Consider the following 18,740-nt stretch of genomic DNA (forward strand, 5'->3'; position numbering starts at 1 on the left):
ATCAGATAGACGCCAATAGCCCTTATTGAAGTGCTCAGTCTGGAGTAGCTTGAAAGCTAGGCCGCATCTCTTATGCGACTCCTCACAAAAATAAGACTAGAGGACTTCATCATGCTACTCGCCTTCCCACCCCCTCTTGGCAACACGCGATCTCAATCTTAGTAGCCCAAGTGATATCAGCGGCTTCGCTGAGTCTCTGACCCCCCCCCTATCGCCGTGCACGGAGCGCAGTTTCGCTTCGTGATGTCTCTCGCTTTGCCAGAGGTAGACTGCCATGCCAATTCCAGCTCACGTCGACACCGCTCTGAATGATGCCAACTCCAAGCAACCTAATCGCGTCAGGGCGATCATGGGCGCTTGCTCGGGCAACCTCGTTGAGTGGTACGATTTCTTCATTTATGCGTACACCGCGATCTACTTCGCTGCTTCGTTTTTCCCCAAGGGAGACACTACGACCCAGTTGCTGGCAACCGCCGGAGTATTTGCCGTTGGCTTCTTCATGCGCCCGCTGGGAGGATGGATCTTTGGCTGGCTGGCTGACACTCGCGGCCGCAAGTTCTCAATGATCATTTCTGTGTTCATGATGTGCGGCGGGTCGCTGTTGATTGCGGTGATGCCCACCTATGAAACGGTGGGCATTGCTGCACCGATCATGCTGGTCGCAGCACGCTTGATTCAGGGATTGTCCGTAGGTGCCGAATACGGTACCGGCGCCACCTACATCAGCGAAATCGCAACACCCGGACGGCGCTGCTTCTATGGCTCGTTCCAGTATTTCACGATTATCGCAGGTCAATTGCTGGCGCTGTTCACCGTCGTTATCCTGCAACAGACGCTCAGTGATGAGCAGCTACGCGAATGGGGCTGGCGCATTCCGTTCTTCATCGGCGCGGTCAGTGCCATCGTCGTGGTGTATCTGCGCCGGTCGATGCACGAAACCGCGTCTAAGAAAGACATGCACCGTGAAGGCGCTGGATCGTTGCGAGGGATGTTCAAGCACAAGCGTGCGGTAGCCTTGGTAATTGCCTTCACCATTGGCGGCTCACTGTACTTCTATACCTTCACCACCTATATGCAAAAATTCCTCGTCATTTCCGCAGGTTTCGATGCTGAGACGGTGAGTTTTATCATGACCTCGGCATTGATCGGATTCATGATCTGTCAGCCTTTGTTTGGCTTACTGGCTGATCGACTCGGCATCAAGACACACATGCTGCTGTTTTCAAGCCTGGGCGTTCTACTGGTTATCCCACTGCTGTTTGCTATCAAAGGCTCGCATAATCCTTTTGTAGCCTTTGCCCTGGTATTCGCCGGTTTGGTGATCGCTTCGCTGTATACGCCGATCGCAGGTATCGTCAAAGCCGAACTTTTCCCGCCTGCCGTGCGCGCACTGGGCGTTGGATTTCCTTATGCCGTTGGCAACGCAGCATTTGGAGGCACTGCAGAATATGTTGCGCTTTCGTTCAGGTCCCAAGGGGTGGAAGATTATTTCTTCTTCTACGTCGCGGCAGTGCTCTGCGTGACCTTCATCGCGTCGATGCTCATGCCCAATCTGACTCGTCATGGCTACATCAGCGGCGATGGCAAGATCGAAGAGAACACCGGTACGCCGCGCAGTAAAATGCAGGCCGCTTAGAATTGATAAGCGCCGCCTGTACTTAGTATAAAGCGAGGCTGGCAGCTCCCAGGCTGTCAGCCTTGTTCGACATCAGCCCCGAATCAACAGTGCTGAATCACGCTCTCACTCAGTGGCGCTCTACCAACCGCTACAAAGTTGGCAAGCGATTGGGGGTCTGCATAGCCGAAAGATATACCGAACATGAGTTTCATCTCCTCCCGAATGCCCAGTACCTCGCGTATTGTCCGGGCGTACAGGCCCAGCAGGGTTTGCGGAATACCAGCCAAGCCCCGTGCATGCAATGACAGCAGAAACGTCTGTGCATACATACCAACATCACTGGCGCTGCGCACGTAATCATGAATGTGTGGCATGAAAAGCAACGCCACGTGGGGTGCATCGAAGAAGCTCAGGTTGTGCTGCATAGCCGCGAGCCTCCCCTGCTGATCATCGCGAGCCACATTGATCGCTTCATAGCATGCACGACCGCTGAATTGGGCGCGTTGCGCATGGACGCCCGTGTAGGACTGCATATCGAACTCAAAATCAGGCGTGAGATCACCACGCTCATCAGCGGCGGGAAGCGCGTTGCTGAGCAAGTCGCGCGCAGCGCCGCTGACAATATGGACAACCCAAGGCTGCGTATTGCAGTTTGATGGGCTGTGCTGCGCATCCAACAAAAGCGCGACAAGCAGTTCACTGTCGACTGGCGTGGGGAGAAATTGTCGAGCTACCCGGCGCGTACGCACGAGTTCCTGAAAATCGGCTGGGGTAATCACGAGTGGGCCTCCTGAAGAAAAAAATGCTAGCCCATTCGCTCATTTGAATAGGAAAAACCCACGCATGGTTGCGGCATTCGAAACTCAAAATTGCGAATCATGAACCGTTTGCGTGCCATGGAAGTATTCGTCGCCACTTGTGAAGCCGGTTCTTTCGCGGCAGCGGCTAACCGCCTGGAGATGTCGCCGCAGATGGTCGCGCGCTATATCGCGGATCTGGAAGCGCACCTTCAGGTACGACTGCTCAACAGGACCACTCGCCGCCAAAACCTAACCGAAATCGGCCGAGCTTACTTCGACCGTTGTATCGCCGTCCTGGCCTAAGCCAAAGCGGCCGATGCCATCGTGCTGGAAACCCGTGGCCAGCCGGCCGGCGCATTGAAAGTCAGTGCACCGCAAAATTTCGGCGGGCAGAGCCTGGTGCCCTTTGTGACCGGCTTTTTGAATGCACATCCGCTGGTCTCGATCGACCTGGATCTTACCGATCGATTTGTCGACCTGATCGCTGACGGCATTGAGGTCGCTTTCCGCATTGGTGAACCCAAGGTCTACACCAGCAGTAGCCTGGTCATGCGCTCACTACGCCCCTATCGTCTTGTCGCTTGCGCCGCCCCCCGCTTACCTGCGTGCAAACGGCACGCCTCGAACGCCAGCAGACCTCGCCGAACACGTTTGCTTGGGCTACGTATTCTGGGAGCGAGTAATGGACAAACAGTGGATATTCACCCGCAATGGCGTGGCCTACCCGGTGAGTGTGGGCAGCCGTTTGCGTGTGAATGATGCGGGAGTTCAGTTGAGCGTTGCCTTGTGTGGCTTTGGCATTCTTCTAGCTGCCGATGACCTCATTGCGCCGGCACTGGCGAATGGTGCGCTGGTGCCACTGCTGCCGGGCTTCGATGGCCCGTCCAAGCCCATGAGCCTGCTTTACCCTGCCGACCGGCTACGGCTGAAGGTCCGCCGGTTCATTGATGCTGCTGTTGAGCGTTTCGGTTGAGGCAGGCCGCCCCCCCATGGGAACGGCCATCAACCCTTCTATCCAACTACGCGCTCATTGATCTGAAAAGGCTCGGTGACCAAAGCGTCGACAGGCTCTTCCGACAGTTCGCCTTCCCACTTGGCAACCACTGCTGTAGCAATCGAGTTACCAACCGCGTTGGTAGCAGATCTGCCCATGTCCAGAAACGTGTCGATCCCAAGGATGAGCAGGAGGCCGGCTTCGGGGATGTCGAACTGCACCAGCGTTGCAGCGATGACTACCAGCGAAGCGCGCGGTACGCCGGCGAGCCCTTTGGACGTCAGCATCAGCGTTAGCAACATGAGTATCTGTGTTCCGAGCGACATCTCTATGCCATATGCCTGGGCAATGAACAGAACGGCAAAGGTGCAGTACATCATCGAACCATCAAGGTTGAATGAATAGCCCATTGGCATGACGAAGCTCGATATCTTCCGTGAAACGCCGAAGCGATCCAGCGCTGCCAACAACTTCGGATACGCTGACTCCGAACTGGCTGTAGCAAACGCCAGCAGGAAGGCTTCTTTGATCAAACGCAGCAAAGAGAATACCCTGCGCCCCAGGAACATCGCACCTGCCAGTATCAGCAGGCACCAGAGCAGCGACAGGCCGATATAGAAGTCGCGCATGAACACGGCAAACGTCACCAGAATCGACAGGCCGTTGATCGCAACAGTCGATGCCATCGCGGCCATCACCGCCAACGGTGCCAGCTTCATCACATAACCGGTGATCGTCAGCATGGCCTGCGCCAGCTCATCGGTAAGCCGCACCAGCCCTTTGGCTTTTTCTCCCAATGCCGCCAGCGCAACACCAAAGAACATGGAGAAAACCACGATCTGCAGGATCTCATTGGTCGCCAGCGCTTCGGCGAACGATCTTGGCACCAGATGAGTGACAAAGCCTTTGAGGGTGAAGGCTGAGGTCTGCAGGGACGTGGTGGCATTGACATCGGGCAGTGGCAGGGCCAAGTGCTGCCCCGGCTGGAGGATATTGGCCATCATCAGGCCAACGGCCAGGGACAACAGAGATGCAGTCAGGAACCACAGCATGGCTTTGCCGAAAACCCGACCGACCGAACCCGCATCGCCCATATGCGCAATGCCAACCACCAAAGTGGAGAAGACCAATGGTCCAATCAGCATTTTGATCAGGCGCAGGAATACATCGGAGACGATCGAGATATAACTGGCTATCTCAGTCGCGGTCGCCTTGTCAGGCGCATTGAGGAAAATGCTGTAGCCGATCAGTACACCCAGCAGCATGGCCAGCAGGATCCAGCCCGCCAGCGGTAAACGATATTTCATGGACCACCTGTAATCGAGTAATAAACGTGATCACCGCGTGAGCGGCGATTACGGAACGAGGTAGGCAAGAGCAAGTTGCCCGCAGGGGCATTTAGAGGGGAACTGCAGTACAGCGGGAGGCGAAAGCCAGCGAAGTACGCGATCAAACATTGTGGTGCCCTCATATTTTATTGTTGTGGGTCCAGCGCGGTATCTGCAGGGAAACCGAATGATCACGCTAGCGCAGTTGGTCAGCTTGATTAAGCGCAGTTGTGGCCTAGCAGCTATCTGATTTCGTGATACCTCGCGAGTCACCCACGACGTCCGCCGAGGTATATCAATACGGCATATCTAAAAGTGAAAAATGGTAGTCGTCGCTTTCGCAAGCTCGCTTCATGATGAGGCAAAACAAGAGCAGCACTGGAGACAACCATGTCATCGCAAGAAGCTGAACAAAGCTGGCAAGAAGACGTGTTCCGCGTCCTCAAGGCCCACGACGTCAAGCATGTCGTATTCGTCCCGGACGCTGGCCACTCGGCCGCCATCCGCATGTCCTATCAGGATCCTGATATCAAGGCCGTAGTGCTTACCACTGAGGAAGAAGGCATTGGCTATCTGGCTGGCGCCTGGCTCGGTGGCGAGCGTGGCGCGCTGCTGATGCAGTCCAGTGGTGTGGGTAACTGCATCAACACATTGGCACTTCAGAACTGCGCCGGATTCCCACTGCTGATGGTTGTGACCATGCGTGGCGACTGGGCTGAATTCAATGCCTGGCAGAATCCGATGGGTCAAGCTACCGAAGCTTCCCTGCAGTTGATGAAAGTGATGACCTGGCGTGCAGACGTGCCCGAAGACGTGGCACCGCTGCTCCACGGCGCCGCCACCATGGCGTTCAACGGCGATTCTGCCACTGCCCTGCTGCTCGGCCAGCGCCTGATCGGAGAAAAGAAATGGGTGAAGTAAGCGCTAACCACACGCTGTGCCGCCGTGAGGTGGTACGCACCCTGCTCGCCGATCGTAAGGACGTGCTGGTGGTGACAGGCCTCGGCTCCGCGTCCTACGACGTGATGGCTGCCGGTGATCACGACGGCAACTATTACCTCTGGGCGGCCATGGGCAGTGCCATCACCGTTGGCCTTGGGCTGGCAAATGCTCAGCCAGACAAGTCGGTAGTGGTCATCACCGGCGACGGGGAGTTGCTGATGGGCTTCGGTGCCCTGGCTACTGTCTCCCTGCAGAAGCCTGCCAACTTGACCATTGTGGTACTGGACAACGGCCATTTCGGCGAAACCGGTATGCAGGTCAGCCATGCTGGCTTCGGTATCAAGCTCGACCAGGTCGCGCAGACCTGCGGCTTCAGCTGGACGAGCGAAATTCGCGAAATGGAAGGCGTACATGACCTGCGCGAGCGCTTCGCTACGCGTGAAGGCGTAAAGCTTGCAACTGTGAAAATCAAGGCAGAGAACCCCCCGAGGGTGTTGCCGCCGCGTGACGGTCATTACATCAAGAACCGTTTCCGTGCTGCCCTGGGCTTCCAGCCTCTTTGACTGTGTTTGGTGTGGGCTGGCAACCGAGCCACGACAAGGCTGCCAGCTTGCACCGCTTGGAGAACAATAATGAGCGACTACGAAAACGAAGAACTCAATGCCATCCGCGAAGGTGTTCGCGCCTTGTGTGGTGACTTCCCTGCCGAGTACTGGCGCAAGATCGATGAGGAGAAGGGGTTTCCTGAAGCCTTCGTCAAAGCCATGACGGACGCCGGCTGGCTGTCGGCGATGATCCCTGAAGAGTACGGTGGTTCCGGCCTGGGTCTGGCCGAGGCCTCAGTGATCCTTGAGGAAGTCAACCGTTGCGGCGGTAACTCCGGCACCATCCACGGCCAGATGTACAACATGTTCACCCTATTGCGTAACGGCAGTGAGGAGCAAAAGAGCCACTACTTGCCTAAGTTGGCGAGTGGCGAACTGCGCTTGCAGTCCATGGGTGTTACCGAGCCCACCACAGGCACCGATACCACCAAAATCAAGACCACTGCGGTACGCAAGGGTGACAAGTATGTCATCAACGGGCAGAAAGTGTGGATCTCGCGCATTCAGCACTCTGACCTAATGATCCTGCTGGCCCGCACCACGCCGCTGGCCGAGGTGAAGAAAAAGTCCGAAGGCATGTCGATCTTCCTGGTCGATCTGCGCGAGGCCATTGGCAACGGTCTGACTGTGCAGCCGATTGCCAACATGGTCAACCATGAAACCAACGAACTGTTCTTCGACAACCTCGAAATCCCTGCCAGCAGCCTGATTGGCGAAGAAGGCAAAGGTTTCCGCTACATCCTCGACGGCCTCAACGCCGAGCGCACGCTGATCGCCGCAGAATGCATCGGTGATGGTCGCTGGTTCGTCGAAAAAGCCAGCCAATATGCCCGCGATCGCGTGGTATTCGGCCGTCCCATCGGGCAGAACCAGGGCGTGCAGTTCCCGATTGCCGAAGCACATATCGAGATCGAAGCGGCCGACCTCATGCGCTGGCGCGCCTGCGAAGAATACGACAGCGGCCGCAATGCTGGTGCCGCTGCCAACATGGCCAAGTACCTTGCAGCCAAAGCAAGTTGGGAAGCGGCCAACGCCTGCCTGCAAACCCACGGTGGTTTCGGTTTTGCCAATGAATACGACGTCGAGCGCAAGTTCCGTGAGACCCGTCTGTACCAGGTAGCCCCAATTTCCACCAACCTGATCCTGTCGTATGTGGCCGAGCACCTGCTGGAACTGCCACGCTCCTTCTGACCGAAGTCGGCCCTTGTCACCAAGACGGCAAGGGCATGCCATGACAAAAGAGATAAAAGCCATGAGCCAGCTCACAGGTATCCGTCCGCTCGACGGCATCACCGTCATCAGCCTTGAACACGCTATCGCCGCCCCCTTCTGCACCCGTCAACTGGCCGACCTCGGCGCGCGGGTGATAAAAGTCGAACGTCCGGGTGTCGGCGACTTTGCCCGTGGTTATGACCAGCGCGTAAATGGCTTGGCCTCGCACTTCGTATGGACGAACCGCTCCAAAGAAAGCCTGTCACTGGACCTAAAGCAGGACATCGCTGGTGACATACTCGACCAGTTGCTGGAGCAGGCCGACGTGCTGGTACAGAATCTGGCGCCGGGGGCCGCTGCGCGTCTGGGCCTATCGTTCGAAGCACTGCATGAGCGCTTTCCAAAACTGATCGTCTGTGACATCTCAGGTTATGGTGCGGGAGGGCCGTATGAGCAAAAGAAAGCCTATGACCTTCTGATCCAGAGCGAAGGCGGTTTCCTGTCGGTAACAGGAGGCCCCGGCGACGATCAGATGGCAAAGGCAGGCAACTCAATCGCCGACATCGCCGCGGGCATGTACGCCTACACCGGCGTATTGTCCGCCCTGATTCTGCGCGGCAAGACCGGTAAAGGCAGCCATGTCGACGTGTCCATGCTTGAGAGCTTGGTGGAGTGGATGAATTATCCGCTCTACTATGCTTATGATGGAGCTCCGCCGCCTCCACGTGCAGGTGCTGCCCATGCCACCATTTATCCCTATGGCCCCTTCCCCACCGGTGACGGCAACACGGTGATGCTCGGGCTTCAGAACGAGCGCGAATGGCGTTTGTTCTGCGAACAGGTCCTGCAAACTCCCACGCTGGCTGACGACGATCGGTTTTCTGCCAACTTCAAACGCGTGGAAAACCGCGAACAATTGCGGGCGCTGATCGTCGAGGCCTTCGCCAGTCTCGATTTCAATACTGTGATTGCGCGCCTTGACGGCGCAAGCATTGCCAATGCCCGGGTCAATGATATGCAAGGTGTGTGGGAACACCCACAACTTCAGGCGCGCGAGCGCTGGCGGAACGTGGAGACCGCGAGCGGCAGCATTCCAAGCTTGCTTCCCCCGGCGAGCAGCAATGCTTTCAGCCCACGCATGGACCCAGTACCAGCCTTGGGCGAGCACAGTGAGCGCATCCTCGCCCAACTAGGCATGTCTGCCGAACGTATTCAAGAACTGCGCACTTGTGGGGTCATCTGACCCCTTTTTTTAAGCTGCTGCCGAAGAGTAATAGGGAGTAACACAGCCCATGAAAGTGCTGGTCGCAATAAAGCGAGTAGTCGACTACAACGTCAAGGTTCGCGTCAAAGCGGACAATACGGGCGTCGACCTTGCGAACGTCAAGATGTCCATGAACCCTTTCTGCGAAATCGCCGTGGAAGAAGCCGTACGACTGAAAGAAAAGGGCGTGGCGAGCGAGATCGTGGTCGTCTCCGTCGGCCCGACCACTGCCCAGGAACAGCTGCGTACTGCGCTGGCGCTGGGTGCCGATCGTGCCATCCTGGTCGAGGCCGCCGATGAACTGAACTCCCTGGCCGTGGCCAAGGCGCTCAAGGCTGTTGTCGATAAAGAGCAACCGCAGCTGGTCATCCTCGGCAAGCAGGCCATCGACAGTGACAACAATCAGACCGGCCAGATGCTGGCCGCGCTGACCGGCTACGCCCAGGGCACCTTCGCCTCCAAGGTCGAAGTCGCTGGCGACAAGCTGAATGTCACCCGTGAAATCGATGGCGGCCTGCAGACCGTTGCCCTGAAAATGCCGGCGATCGTCACCACCGACCTGCGCCTGAACGAGCCGCGCTACGCATCGCTGCCGAACATCATGAAGGCCAAGAAGAAGCCGCTGGAGACGCTGACTCCGGATGCGCTGGGCGTATCGCTCTCCTCCACCAACAAGACCCTGAGAGTCGAAGCGCCGGCTGCACGTAGTGCGGGCATCAAGGTCAAATCGGTGGCCGAACTGGTCGAGAAACTGAAAAACGAAGCGAAGGTAATCTGATGGCCATTCTGGTAGTAGCAGAACACGACAATCACACGCTGGCCAGCGCCACGCTCAACACGGTCGCTGCTGCACAGCAGATTGGTGGTGAGATCGTGATAGTGGTGGCGGGCCATGATGTTTCCGGCGTGGCATTTGCCGCCGCAGAGATTCCAGGTATCAGCAAGATATTAATTGCCGACGATGTCGCTTATGCGCACCAGTTACCAGAAAACATCGCTTCGCTGCTAGCCAACCTGGGCCGTGACTTCACTCATGTTCTGGCGCCGGCAACGAGTAATGGCAAGAATATTCTGCCACGCGTGGCCGCTTTGCTGGATGTGGACCAGATCTCCGAAATCATCGCGGTCGAAGCCCCCGACACCTTCAAGCGGCCAATCTACGCGGGTAATGCCATTGCCACAGTGCAATCCAGTGCAGCGGTCAAAGTCATCACGGTGCGCAGCACCGGGTTCGATGCCGTACAGGGCACTGGCGGTGGCGCAATGATCGAGGCACTGAAAGGCGGTACGGATTTGCATCTGTCGTCCTTTGTAGGCGAAGAACTGGCTGCGTCCGATCGGCCGGAGCTGACCGCTGCGAAGATCGTCGTTTCCGGCGGCCGCGGCATGGGCAACGGTGACAACTTCAAGCACCTGTACAACCTAGCCGACAAGCTCGGCGCCGCCGTCGGCGCCTCGCGCGCTGCGGTCGACGCAGGCTTCGTGCCCAACGACATGCAGGTCGGCCAGACCGGCAAGATCGTTGCGCCGCAACTGTACATCGCCGTAGGTATCTCCGGCGCGATCCAGCACCTGGCCGGCATGAAAGACTCCAAAGTGATCGTCGCGATCAACAAGGACGAGGAAGCGCCGATCTTCCAGGTCGCCGACTACGGCCTGGTCGCCGACCTGTTCGAAGCCGTTCCCGAACTCGCCACTCATATTTGAAACCTTGAGGACAACCACAATGACAACACAGGACCTCAGTAGCTGGATTGGCCGCAGCGAAACCACCCAAGACCGCATTTCTCATAACCTGGTCAAGCGTCTGGCTGCCACTTTGAGTGAACCCTCACCTTGCCCTGACGATCCGCTGCCGCTTCTCTGGCACTGGGCATTTTTCCAGGAACCGGTCGATGCTGCCGGGCTGGGTACCGATGGGCACCCAGCGCGCGGTGGTTTTCTCCCGCCGGCGGACAATCGCAACCGTATGTGGGCAGGCAGTCGCATCGAGTTTTTGGGCTCGCTACGGGTAGAGGCGCAAGTATCCCGCCGCTCCACCATTCTCAACGTTGAAGAAAAACATGGGCGCACAGGTTCGCTGCTGTTCGTCACGGTCAAACATGAATACGTCCAGGATGGTCGTAATGTGCTGATCGAAGAGCAAGACATCGTTTACCGCGAACCTACCCCACCCAAGTTAGGCGGTACAGACCCAGCTCCGACCGCCAGTTGGCAAGAAACTGTGGCGCCGAACGCGACGCTGTTATTCCGGTATTCGGCCGCGACCTTCAACGGCCACCGCATCCATTACGACTGGCCGTATGTGACCGAAACCGAAGGATATCCAGGGTTGGTCGTGCATGGACCGTTGATTGCAACGCTCAACTTGCGTGCCTTCCAGCGCGCTAACCCGGCCGCACGCGTGCGTCGCTTCAGCTTCCGCGGCCTGCGACCTTTGATTTCACCTGATACCTTCGAAGTTGGTGGGCGCCTCCTGGAAAGTGGCAAGGCGCAGCTTTGGGCAACCGCTGAGGCCGGAATGGCGCAAGTGGGTGAAGTCGAATTCAGTGGGGAGAATGCCCGATGAACTCGACCATCGTTCGCTCCGCTCTGTTTGTGCCTGCCAGTCGCCCTGAACGCATTGCCAAGGCATTGGCCAGCTGCGCTGATCGCGTCATCGTCGATCTGGAGGATGCTGTCGAAGAAACTGCAAAGGAACAAGCACGGGACAACCTGCGTGACTTCCTCACAAATAATCCGTTGGCCAATGTGCTGGTGCGTGTCAATGCACCAGGGCATTGGGCGCATGAAGCCGATCTTGCCCTGTGCAAGCGTTTTGCGGGAGTCAGCGGCATTCTGCTGCCAAAGGCCGAAACGGCGGAACAGATCCAGCTCGCTCACGCCACAGGAAAGCCTGTTTGGCCAATCATTGAGAGCGCCCGCGGACTGGTTGCCCTCCCTTCGCTGGTCAATTGCCCAGGCGTTGAGCGCCTGTCATTCGGTAGCCTCGATCTGGGCCTGGATCTCAATCTGCGCACAGCCAGCGAGGCAGCTGAACAGGTTTTGGCGCACGCGCGTTATGCAGTCTTGCTCCACAGTCGCGCTGGCGGCCTTGCCCCTCCTCTTGATGGTGTTTATCCAGCCATTCAGGATGTCGACGGCCTCCATCGGCATGTCCAGTTCGCACGCGATATGGGCTTTGGCGGTGCGTTGTGTATTCACCCCAACCAAGTCGATGTCATTCACCGCGCCCTGAAGCCCTCGGCTTCCGAACTTGATTGGGCACGGCGTGTTGTCGCCGGTGCCGAGAGTGGTGCCGGAGTGTTCACCCTGGATGGCCAGATGGTCGATGCTCCGGTAATCCTTCGGGCTCGCGCCATTTTGCAAGTTGCTGGCCAAGCCGACTAGTCGAGTCTGCCCCTGGGCAGGCTGCTACTGTTCTGACGGACACAGCCGCCTGCCCAGGGTTTTTCTTTCTGTTGCAGCTGAGTTCGATTGCTATGAGACTTAACCCAAGACGCTGCCGCCGAGTGTTGTGTCGGATGTTGCGTGCATTATCCAGGCTCCCGGCTTATGCGTGACACCACTCAAGTTTTGCGAAGTCCTGAACGGTTGCTTTGTGCGGCCCGTGACTTGATGGCCGAAGTCGGCTATGGCGCCATGAGCATGCGCAAGCTGGCCGCGCGGGCAGGCATTCAGGCTGGGAGCTTGTATCACCACGTGGCCAGTAAGCAGGACCTGCTGCTGGATGTTTTGCTAGACACTCTTACTCAACGCCTTGCGGCATGGCAACAAGGCGCTTACAGCCGCGACTTGCGCGGTTACCTGCGGTTCTTGCTGGCGCGTCAACGCTCACACCCCTTTGAAGTGACGATGCTACGTCACGAGTCGAGGCATATAGAGCCTAGCAAGCGTAAATGGCTGGAACAGGCACTGGCCTGCTCTCAGGCACCCTTGCTCACTATCATTGAGCAAGGCCAGCTAATAGGGCATTTCTACGTTCAGGATCCAGCAGGGACGGTCGAGGCAATCCTGGCCTTGGTCGAGACCGCAGATGGCATGCGGCATCGTCCGATCCCGGTCGATGAAGTATGGATCGAAGCATGGATTACGCAGATGAGCCTGGCGCTGCTGTCGGCGCCCTGCGCCGCAGGTTCAAGCGATTGTGAAGGCCCTGAATGACTCAATTGTGTTGGGAGCGCTTTGCAACGCTTCGTCAGGTTTGATGACCCTGCCGAGTATGACTAGGTCATCAGGCCCACATAGGCTATCGTGCGATAAGTTGTGTGCTGTGAACCGATGCCCGTAGCCGTTGAAGGAAACGTGGAAAGACTTCTGGATTGACCATACGCAGCCCTTTCCGCCCACCCAGAACATCAATGATTTTCTGCGCAGTCTACAGCCCCATACGCTGTCTAACTTCACGGGTAACGCCTGCGGTGTGGTAAAGCCCCACAACACTCTCAAGCACAAGCAAAGGATGAGATTCGGGCCTAACAGATATGCCGAACGCTATGGCTGTAACTTCATGAAATGGGGCGTCAACCCGGAAAATTCAGATGCCTCGATACCTGTGCAGCGACTTCGGCCAGGCATCCTTTAAAAAAGTGATTGGTTCCCGGATACACCACCACGGGGCGTCGATCTGGTCGAGCCCACTCCAACAGGTTTTCCAAAGGCGCCATCTCGTCCTGTTCTCCATGGAGCAGCAGGCAGTCCTGCGGTATGGCAACGGGTGCGTAATACCTGCCCCCAGGAACATGGCCAATGGGCAATCCGAGCAACACAACCGCTCGCAATGAGCCTTGCAGAGCACAGGCTGCACGCGCAAACACATGGGCGCCAAAGGAGAACCCTACCAGCGCAACCGGTATATCCGGATACTGACGCTTAATGTACTCGACAACAGCTAGGCTATCCTCGCACTCACCGACGCCCTCATCATGCGGCCCCGTCGTCTTGCCTACACCGCGAAAGCAGGGGCGTACCGTCGTCCAGCTTTCGGCGACCAGTTTGCGCGCTATCGTCACCGGCACAATGTGCTGGGGGCTGCCACCTAGCAGTGGTTGAGGGTGGCTGATCACTACCACCCCCTTCGCAGGCGCTGAGGGTTCATCGACAATCAATTGGATTTGGCCAGCAGGCCCGTCGATCATGCGCTCGACGCGTCTATCTTCAGTCATCATCGCTTCTCTGTGCCAGACTGTTTGAGGCAGCATCAGTAATGGTTTGCAGAGTCCGGAGCACCAACCCCACCAAAACCACATTGATCAACGCCAGGCTGCATAACGCAACCAGCACACCGTAAGCACCGAAATGCTGCATCAGGTAGCCACCTACCAAGGGCGTCAAGGCTTGGCCAATCAAGGACGGACGGGACATTTTGCCCATCAGTGCAACGTATTGGGATGCAGGCATCATCGCCAGCGGCAACAACCCCCGCACAATCGCCCGTAAACCATTGCCAAGTCCATAAAGCAAGAGCCCCAAGGCCGCAGCGCCAGGCGCTGCCGCGACCAGCAGCATACCGACGGCGACCAGTACAACGGACACCAGCGCGGTCCAGATGGGATGGCGCTTGCTGGCAAGCATCTGCAAGACACGTGAGGCCACTTGGCTGGGCCCCAGCAGAGTAGCCAGTGCAATCGAAGCGGCCAGTGAATAGCCGAGCCCTTGCAAGACAGCCACCAACTGCACGGAAATGGCAGTCATGATGATGGCCCCCAGAGCGAAGATCCAGGTCAGGAGCTGATACATGCGCCTGTCCACTCCGCATGCCTCCAACTCTGCCGTGCGCTGACGCTGCTGCAAGCGACCTCCGCGAGGAAGCACCCAGAGGTACAATGGCGCCACCACGATGAGCAGCACACAGGCATAGGCGGCACAGGCCGCACGCCAGCCCACCTGTTCGATAGCCAGTGCCACCACGGGCCAGGACACCGTCGTCGCAAATCCGGAAATCAGAGTAATACCGGTGATCGCTTTACCGGCGCGCTCGGCATAGAGCGCACCGAGCGTGGAAAACAGCGCCTCGTAGAGGCCTGCTGCCATCCCGACCCCAATCACCACCCAGGCGAACAAAAACACGGGCAGCGTCTGGCTCCAGGCCATCACCAATAGGCCAGTGGCGACGATCGCGCCACTGCTCGCCAGTTGAACACGGCCGCCATACTGCGAAACCAGGCGGCTGGAGAGCGGTGCGAGCAACGCCGAGACCATGAGGCTCAGCGACAGTGCGCCATACACCCACTGGCTACCCCAGCCGGTATCGCGCATGATCGGCTCGCCCATGACCGCCAACAGGAAGAATGAACCGCCCCAGACCAGTATTTGCAACAGGCCCAGGCAAAAGACACCGGTTGTACCGGGAAGACGAGCATCGACGTGCACGGATTAACCTTCAGTAAAACAGTAGATATCGCTGGCACAGGTTGTTCCGTCGAGGCGCGCCGCGATGGTCGCGCCCCACGTGAGCTGACAGTTTAAAGAGCGCGGACTTACGCTGCTATATAGTCTGGGGCATATCAGCTATGTCCTGGCCTGGAGCAGGATTAGCGGCGGTTTGCGCTTGGGCTTTGATACAGCCCAAGCGTCGCCCTCAGCCGTTTCGTTAAGAAGGGATGTTAGTCGTTCTGGGGGCAGGGCCGTCATTAACTGTGGTCGAATTGGTTCTGGTACTTCAACAGTCCGCTGGGCTGCCACGTGGAGTACGACGCGGATATGGACTTGCATGATGACGAATGGGATCCACGCGAGTCGCTGCGTGTCGCGGACAAGTCGCAGTACTTCTTGTTCAGTTACCAAGAGAAATTGGCCCCGGGTGGACCACCACCTAAACATAGATCGACGGTAAGTAGAAAGGGCCAAGTCTGAACTCCAGACTTGGCCCTTTCTACTTACCCGCGGCCTTTTTACTAGGCCCGATCACTACTGTTCGAAAATTGCCACCGCACGGACAAAACCTGCCGAAGCATGCTTGATCTTGTAGGGGAAGCACGACACGAGAAAGCCATTGGCCGGCAACGTCGCAAGATTTGCCAGTTTTTCCATCTGACCATAACCAATGTCCCGGCCGGCCTTATGCCCTTCCCAGATTAGCGAGGGATCACCGCTTTCAGCAAACCGTTCGCGGGTGTACTTGAACGGCGCATCCCAGCTCCAGGCATCGGTGCCAACCACCTTGACTCCTCGATCCAGCAGGTAGAGCGTAGCCTCGCGCCCAATGCCTACACCAGCGTCAAGATAACCAGGCTGTCCAAACAGCTCACCTGCCCGGGTATTGACCAGTACGATCTCCAGTGGCTGCAGGTCATGCTTAATACGCTGCAGCTCGGCCTCGACTTGCGCCGCGGTTACTACATGCCCATCCGGCAAATGGCGAAAATCCAGTTTCACTCCCGGCTGCAAGCACCAGTCCAAGGGCAACTCATCAATGCCGAAAGCCGGCTTGCCGCCGTCGGTAGTCGAGGCATAGTGCCAAGGTGCATCCATATGGGTGCCACTATGCGTGGTTATGGTCAACCGCTCCGCCGCCCATGACTCTTTGCCTGGTAACTGATCGAGGGTAAGACCAGGGAACATCGCCGCCATCTCTGGCCATCCTTGCTGATGGTCCATGTAGTCGATACGCGGCAGCAACGGCAGAGGGTCAGTGTACGGGTTGTTGTCCAATGTCACGGAGAGGTCGACGAGGCGGCGTTTGCCTGTAAGCTTCATGCGGCGAGTCCTTGAATAAGCGGGTTAGTGTTGCCAGCGATAAGTCAGTTACTGGCGTGTACCACCTGTTGATCGATCGCGCCGAACAGGGCTTGGCCGTCCAGGCCACGTGCTTCCATGCGCACCCGGTCACCGAAGCGCATGAACGGAGTCTGCGCGGCGCCGCGCTCGATCATCTCGATGGCGCGGCGCTCGGCGATGCAGGCGGAGCCGACACTGCGATCGACATTGGACACGGTACCGGAGCCCAGCACCGTACCCGCACTTAACCGGCGAGTCAGCGCTGCATGAGCGATCAACTCATGAAAGCCGAAGTTCATCGCGCCACCGTGAGGATGGCCGAACCAGTTGCCGTTCCATTCGACGCTCAGCGGCAAGTGGACCCGCCCTTCGCGCCAGGCCTCCCCGAGCTCGTCAGGTGTCACCGCCACCGGCGCGAAGCTTGAGGACGACTTGGCCTGCACGAAACCGAAACCGGTCTTCATCTCCCTTGGTCCTAGCGCACGTAAACTCATGTCGTTGAGCTGGACCAGAAGGCGGATATGGCCGAGTGCCTGTTCGGCCGAACAGCCCATGGGCACGTCATCAACCACTACGCCAAACTCGCCTTCGAAGTCGATGCCGTGAGCATCATTCGGCAGCGCCACGTCTTCCGTGGCCCCCAGGAAGTGATCCCCTGCCCCTTGGTACATCAACGGAATCGACTGAATGCCATCGATTGGGTCGAGCTTGTAGGCGCGTTGCATCAGATCGGCATGATTGAGAAAACACGACCCGTCCAGCCATTGCCAGGCCCGAGGCAGCGGCGCCATAGCGTTGTGCGTGTCAAAAGACAGGGCCTCATCCAGAAGGCCCGCATTGAGGGCTTGGTAGCGTGCCTGCATCGCAGGGCTGACGACGTTCCAGCGGTCTATGGCCGCTTGAAGCGTAGGGGCGATATCCGCAGCGCTAACCATGAACCTGAGGTCTTGAGAAATCAGGTGCAGACAGCCGTCGCGGCTGCCATCTCGTAGAGTTGCCAGTTTCATTGCAAGGAACTCCCTGTCATTTGAAAAAAGGTTGATTTGTCATGAGGGGGTCGCAGGTACTCGTTCGGTAGGCCGTCGTAGCGCACCCGAACGCACCGTGACGTAGCCGCTCAGCAGCACGGCGAAGAACAGTGCCGCCGCCAATGCCGTCGCGCTCGGCGCCAGGGCGGGACACAAGAATGCCGTGACCGCGGCAAAAAACAGCGTCTGCTCGAACGACAGCAGCGAATTGGCCATGCCTCTGCAACCGGGATGGCGCTCGACCGCCATCAAGCAGATACACGGGTTGAGCAGGGCAAAACCGAAGCTCGTCAGCCCAAGCGCCATCACGGCGAATGGCACCTCGGGCGTGTCGGCGAAAATGAAGTACACGCCATTGCAGGCACTGGCACTCAGCATCAGCGCATAACCCACTTTCAGCTGCCTGCTGCGCGACCAGCGCGAAGCCTGCCGCGCACTGACTGTGGCGCCGAGCATTGCCCCTGCCACCAATGGCATGAACACCCAGCCGAACTGGGTAATCTGCAGGGCTAGTACTTGCAGAACAAACCAGGCGGCTGCGCCGATGTAGAGTGAGAACACCATAAACGTCAGACTGCCGGCCAGCACCATGGCCTGATACTGCACGTCCTTGGCAACTGTCAGGTAGCTTGCGCCCATGGCGCGCAAGCTAAGCCGCGCGCGTTGCTCCTGTTTCAGCGTTTCGCCAAGCTGCAGCTGCGCCCAGATAAACAGGACGGCACCGAACACGAACTGCGCCACGAACACTGATCTCCATCCAAGTGCATCCAGAAGGTAGCCACCGATCAGCGGCGCGATGGCAGGTGCTAGCACGAACGCCATGATCACCTGCGACATCGCGCGCATAGCCGCTGCGCCTTGCAGCGAGTCCTGAATCATTGCCCGCCCGACGACGCCACCGGCGCCCGCAGAAAGGCCCTGCAAGATGCGAAAAAACAGCAGTTGTTCCGCATTCGCCGAACACGCCACGGCCAGTGAACAGAGGCTGAACGCTGCCGTGGACCATAACAGCACCGGCCGCCGGCCAAGGCGATCAGAAAGCGCTCCGTACACCAACATCATTGCTGCCAGCCCGACCAGATAAGTGCTGAGCGAAAGCTGGATGACCCAGTTCGCAACGCCTAATTTCTCGCTGATGGTCGGCATCGCAGGCAGGTACATATCGATGCCAAGCGGGCCGAGCATGCTCAGCCCGGCCAACAGCAGGATGTGGGTGAACTTCATTCAGAC

At 58.0% G+C, this 18,740-nt stretch carries 17 protein-coding genes and 2 pseudogenes; 12 read left to right on the top strand and 7 right to left on the bottom strand.

Features of this window, described 5'->3' with window-relative positions:
* The first annotated feature begins 274 nt into the window (after positions 1-274).
* Complete coding sequence (locus HFK74_RS07270; protein ID WP_180202929.1) at positions 275-1,636, top strand: MFS family transporter; 1,362 nt, start codon at positions 275-277, stop codon at positions 1,634-1,636.
* Positions 1,637-1,719: 83 nt separating this feature from the next.
* Here HFK74_RS07270 and HFK74_RS07275 read toward each other — a convergent pair whose 3' ends face one another.
* Complete coding sequence (locus tag HFK74_RS07275) at positions 1,720-2,397, bottom strand: nitroreductase (protein ID WP_180202930.1); 678 nt, start codon at positions 2,395-2,397, stop codon at positions 1,720-1,722.
* A gap of 99 nt (positions 2,398-2,496) precedes the next feature.
* Here HFK74_RS07275 and HFK74_RS07280 point away from each other — a divergent pair.
* Positions 2,497-3,391 (top strand): annotated as a pseudogene (locus tag HFK74_RS07280) (LysR family transcriptional regulator).
* Between the two features lie 38 nt (positions 3,392-3,429).
* Here HFK74_RS07280 and HFK74_RS07285 read toward each other — a convergent pair.
* Positions 3,430-4,719, bottom strand: a complete 1,290-nt coding sequence (locus HFK74_RS07285; protein WP_180202931.1) for a dicarboxylate/amino acid:cation symporter — start codon at positions 4,717-4,719, stop codon at positions 3,430-3,432.
* A 411-nt stretch (positions 4,720-5,130) separates the two neighbouring features.
* On the opposite strand from HFK74_RS07285, the gene HFK74_RS07290 reads away from it, so the two are divergent.
* The 9 genes from HFK74_RS07290 (at position 5,131) to HFK74_RS07330 (ending at position 12,927) form a co-directional block, all read left to right on the top strand.
* Positions 5,131-5,661 carry a thiamine pyrophosphate-binding protein gene (locus tag HFK74_RS07290; protein ID WP_027593331.1) on the top strand — a complete coding sequence of 177 codons (531 nt, stop codon included), beginning with the start codon at positions 5,131-5,133 and terminating at the stop codon, positions 5,659-5,661.
* Complete coding sequence (locus tag HFK74_RS07295) at positions 5,649-6,245, top strand: thiamine pyrophosphate-dependent enzyme (protein ID WP_180202932.1); 597 nt, start codon at positions 5,649-5,651, stop codon at positions 6,243-6,245. The genes HFK74_RS07290 and HFK74_RS07295 overlap by 13 nt, the downstream gene beginning before the upstream one ends.
* Before the next feature lie 69 nt (positions 6,246-6,314).
* The gene (locus HFK74_RS07300) at positions 6,315-7,478 is read left to right on the top strand and encodes an acyl-CoA dehydrogenase family protein (RefSeq protein WP_180202933.1); all 1,164 of its coding nucleotides are present in this window, start codon (positions 6,315-6,317) and stop codon (positions 7,476-7,478) included.
* A 61-nt stretch (positions 7,479-7,539) separates the two neighbouring features.
* Entirely contained in the window at positions 7,540-8,742 is a 1,203-nt protein-coding gene (locus HFK74_RS07305) for a CaiB/BaiF CoA-transferase family protein (RefSeq protein WP_180202934.1), read from the top strand.
* Between the two features lie 49 nt (positions 8,743-8,791).
* Complete coding sequence (locus HFK74_RS07310) at positions 8,792-9,541, top strand: electron transfer flavoprotein subunit beta/FixA family protein (protein ID WP_180202935.1); 750 nt, start codon at positions 8,792-8,794, stop codon at positions 9,539-9,541.
* The gene (locus HFK74_RS07315; RefSeq protein WP_180202936.1) at positions 9,541-10,470 is read left to right on the top strand and encodes an electron transfer flavoprotein subunit alpha/FixB family protein; all 930 of its coding nucleotides are present in this window, start codon (positions 9,541-9,543) and stop codon (positions 10,468-10,470) included. Before HFK74_RS07310 ends, HFK74_RS07315 begins: the two co-directional genes overlap by 1 nt.
* Positions 10,471-10,489: 19 nt before the next feature.
* Complete coding sequence (locus HFK74_RS07320) at positions 10,490-11,332, top strand: MaoC family dehydratase N-terminal domain-containing protein (RefSeq protein ID WP_180202937.1); 843 nt, start codon at positions 10,490-10,492, stop codon at positions 11,330-11,332.
* Positions 11,329-12,153 carry a CoA ester lyase gene (locus HFK74_RS07325; RefSeq protein WP_180202938.1) on the top strand — a complete coding sequence of 275 codons (825 nt, stop codon included), beginning with the start codon at positions 11,329-11,331 and terminating at the stop codon, positions 12,151-12,153. The genes HFK74_RS07320 and HFK74_RS07325 overlap by 4 nt, the downstream gene beginning before the upstream one ends.
* A 165-nt stretch (positions 12,154-12,318) precedes the next feature.
* Positions 12,319-12,927, top strand: coding sequence for a TetR/AcrR family transcriptional regulator (locus HFK74_RS07330; RefSeq protein WP_180202939.1), 609 nt, complete (start codon positions 12,319-12,321; stop codon positions 12,925-12,927).
* Between the two features lie 359 nt (positions 12,928-13,286).
* Here HFK74_RS07330 and HFK74_RS07335 read toward each other — a convergent pair whose 3' ends face one another.
* Together HFK74_RS07335 and HFK74_RS07340 are read right to left on the bottom strand one after the other, a co-directional pair.
* Positions 13,287-13,928, bottom strand: a complete 642-nt coding sequence (locus tag HFK74_RS07335) for an alpha/beta hydrolase (protein WP_180203306.1) — start codon at positions 13,926-13,928, stop codon at positions 13,287-13,289.
* A complete protein-coding gene (locus HFK74_RS07340; protein WP_180203307.1) occupies positions 13,921-15,084 on the bottom strand; it encodes an MFS transporter in 1,164 nt (387 codons plus the stop codon). The genes HFK74_RS07335 and HFK74_RS07340 overlap by 8 nt, the downstream gene beginning before the upstream one ends.
* Positions 15,085-15,336: 252 nt before the next feature.
* Between HFK74_RS07340 and HFK74_RS33090 the strand changes: the two are divergent.
* Positions 15,337-15,618 (top strand): annotated as a pseudogene (locus HFK74_RS33090) (hypothetical protein); the annotation flags it as partial.
* A gap of 54 nt (positions 15,619-15,672) precedes the next feature.
* Here the strand turns inward: HFK74_RS33090 and HFK74_RS07345 are convergent.
* The 3 genes from HFK74_RS07345 to HFK74_RS07355 are packed head-to-tail and all read right to left on the bottom strand — an operon-like array spanning position 15,673 to position 18,734.
* Positions 15,673-16,461, bottom strand: coding sequence for a cyclase family protein (locus HFK74_RS07345; RefSeq protein WP_180202940.1), 789 nt, complete (start codon positions 16,459-16,461; stop codon positions 15,673-15,675).
* Between the two features lie 44 nt (positions 16,462-16,505).
* On the bottom strand, positions 16,506-17,489 hold the full coding sequence (locus HFK74_RS07350; protein ID WP_180202941.1) for a fumarylacetoacetate hydrolase family protein: 984 nt from the start codon (positions 17,487-17,489) through the stop codon (positions 16,506-16,508).
* Positions 17,490-17,528: 39 nt separating this feature from the next.
* Positions 17,529-18,734, bottom strand: coding sequence for a multidrug effflux MFS transporter (locus tag HFK74_RS07355; RefSeq protein WP_180202942.1), 1,206 nt, complete (start codon positions 18,732-18,734; stop codon positions 17,529-17,531).
* Positions 18,735-18,740: the final 6 nt, after the last annotated feature.

It is taken from the genome of Pseudomonas sp. SbOxS1, from assembly GCF_013416725.1.
Taxonomy (GTDB): domain Bacteria; phylum Pseudomonadota; class Gammaproteobacteria; order Pseudomonadales; family Pseudomonadaceae; genus Aquipseudomonas.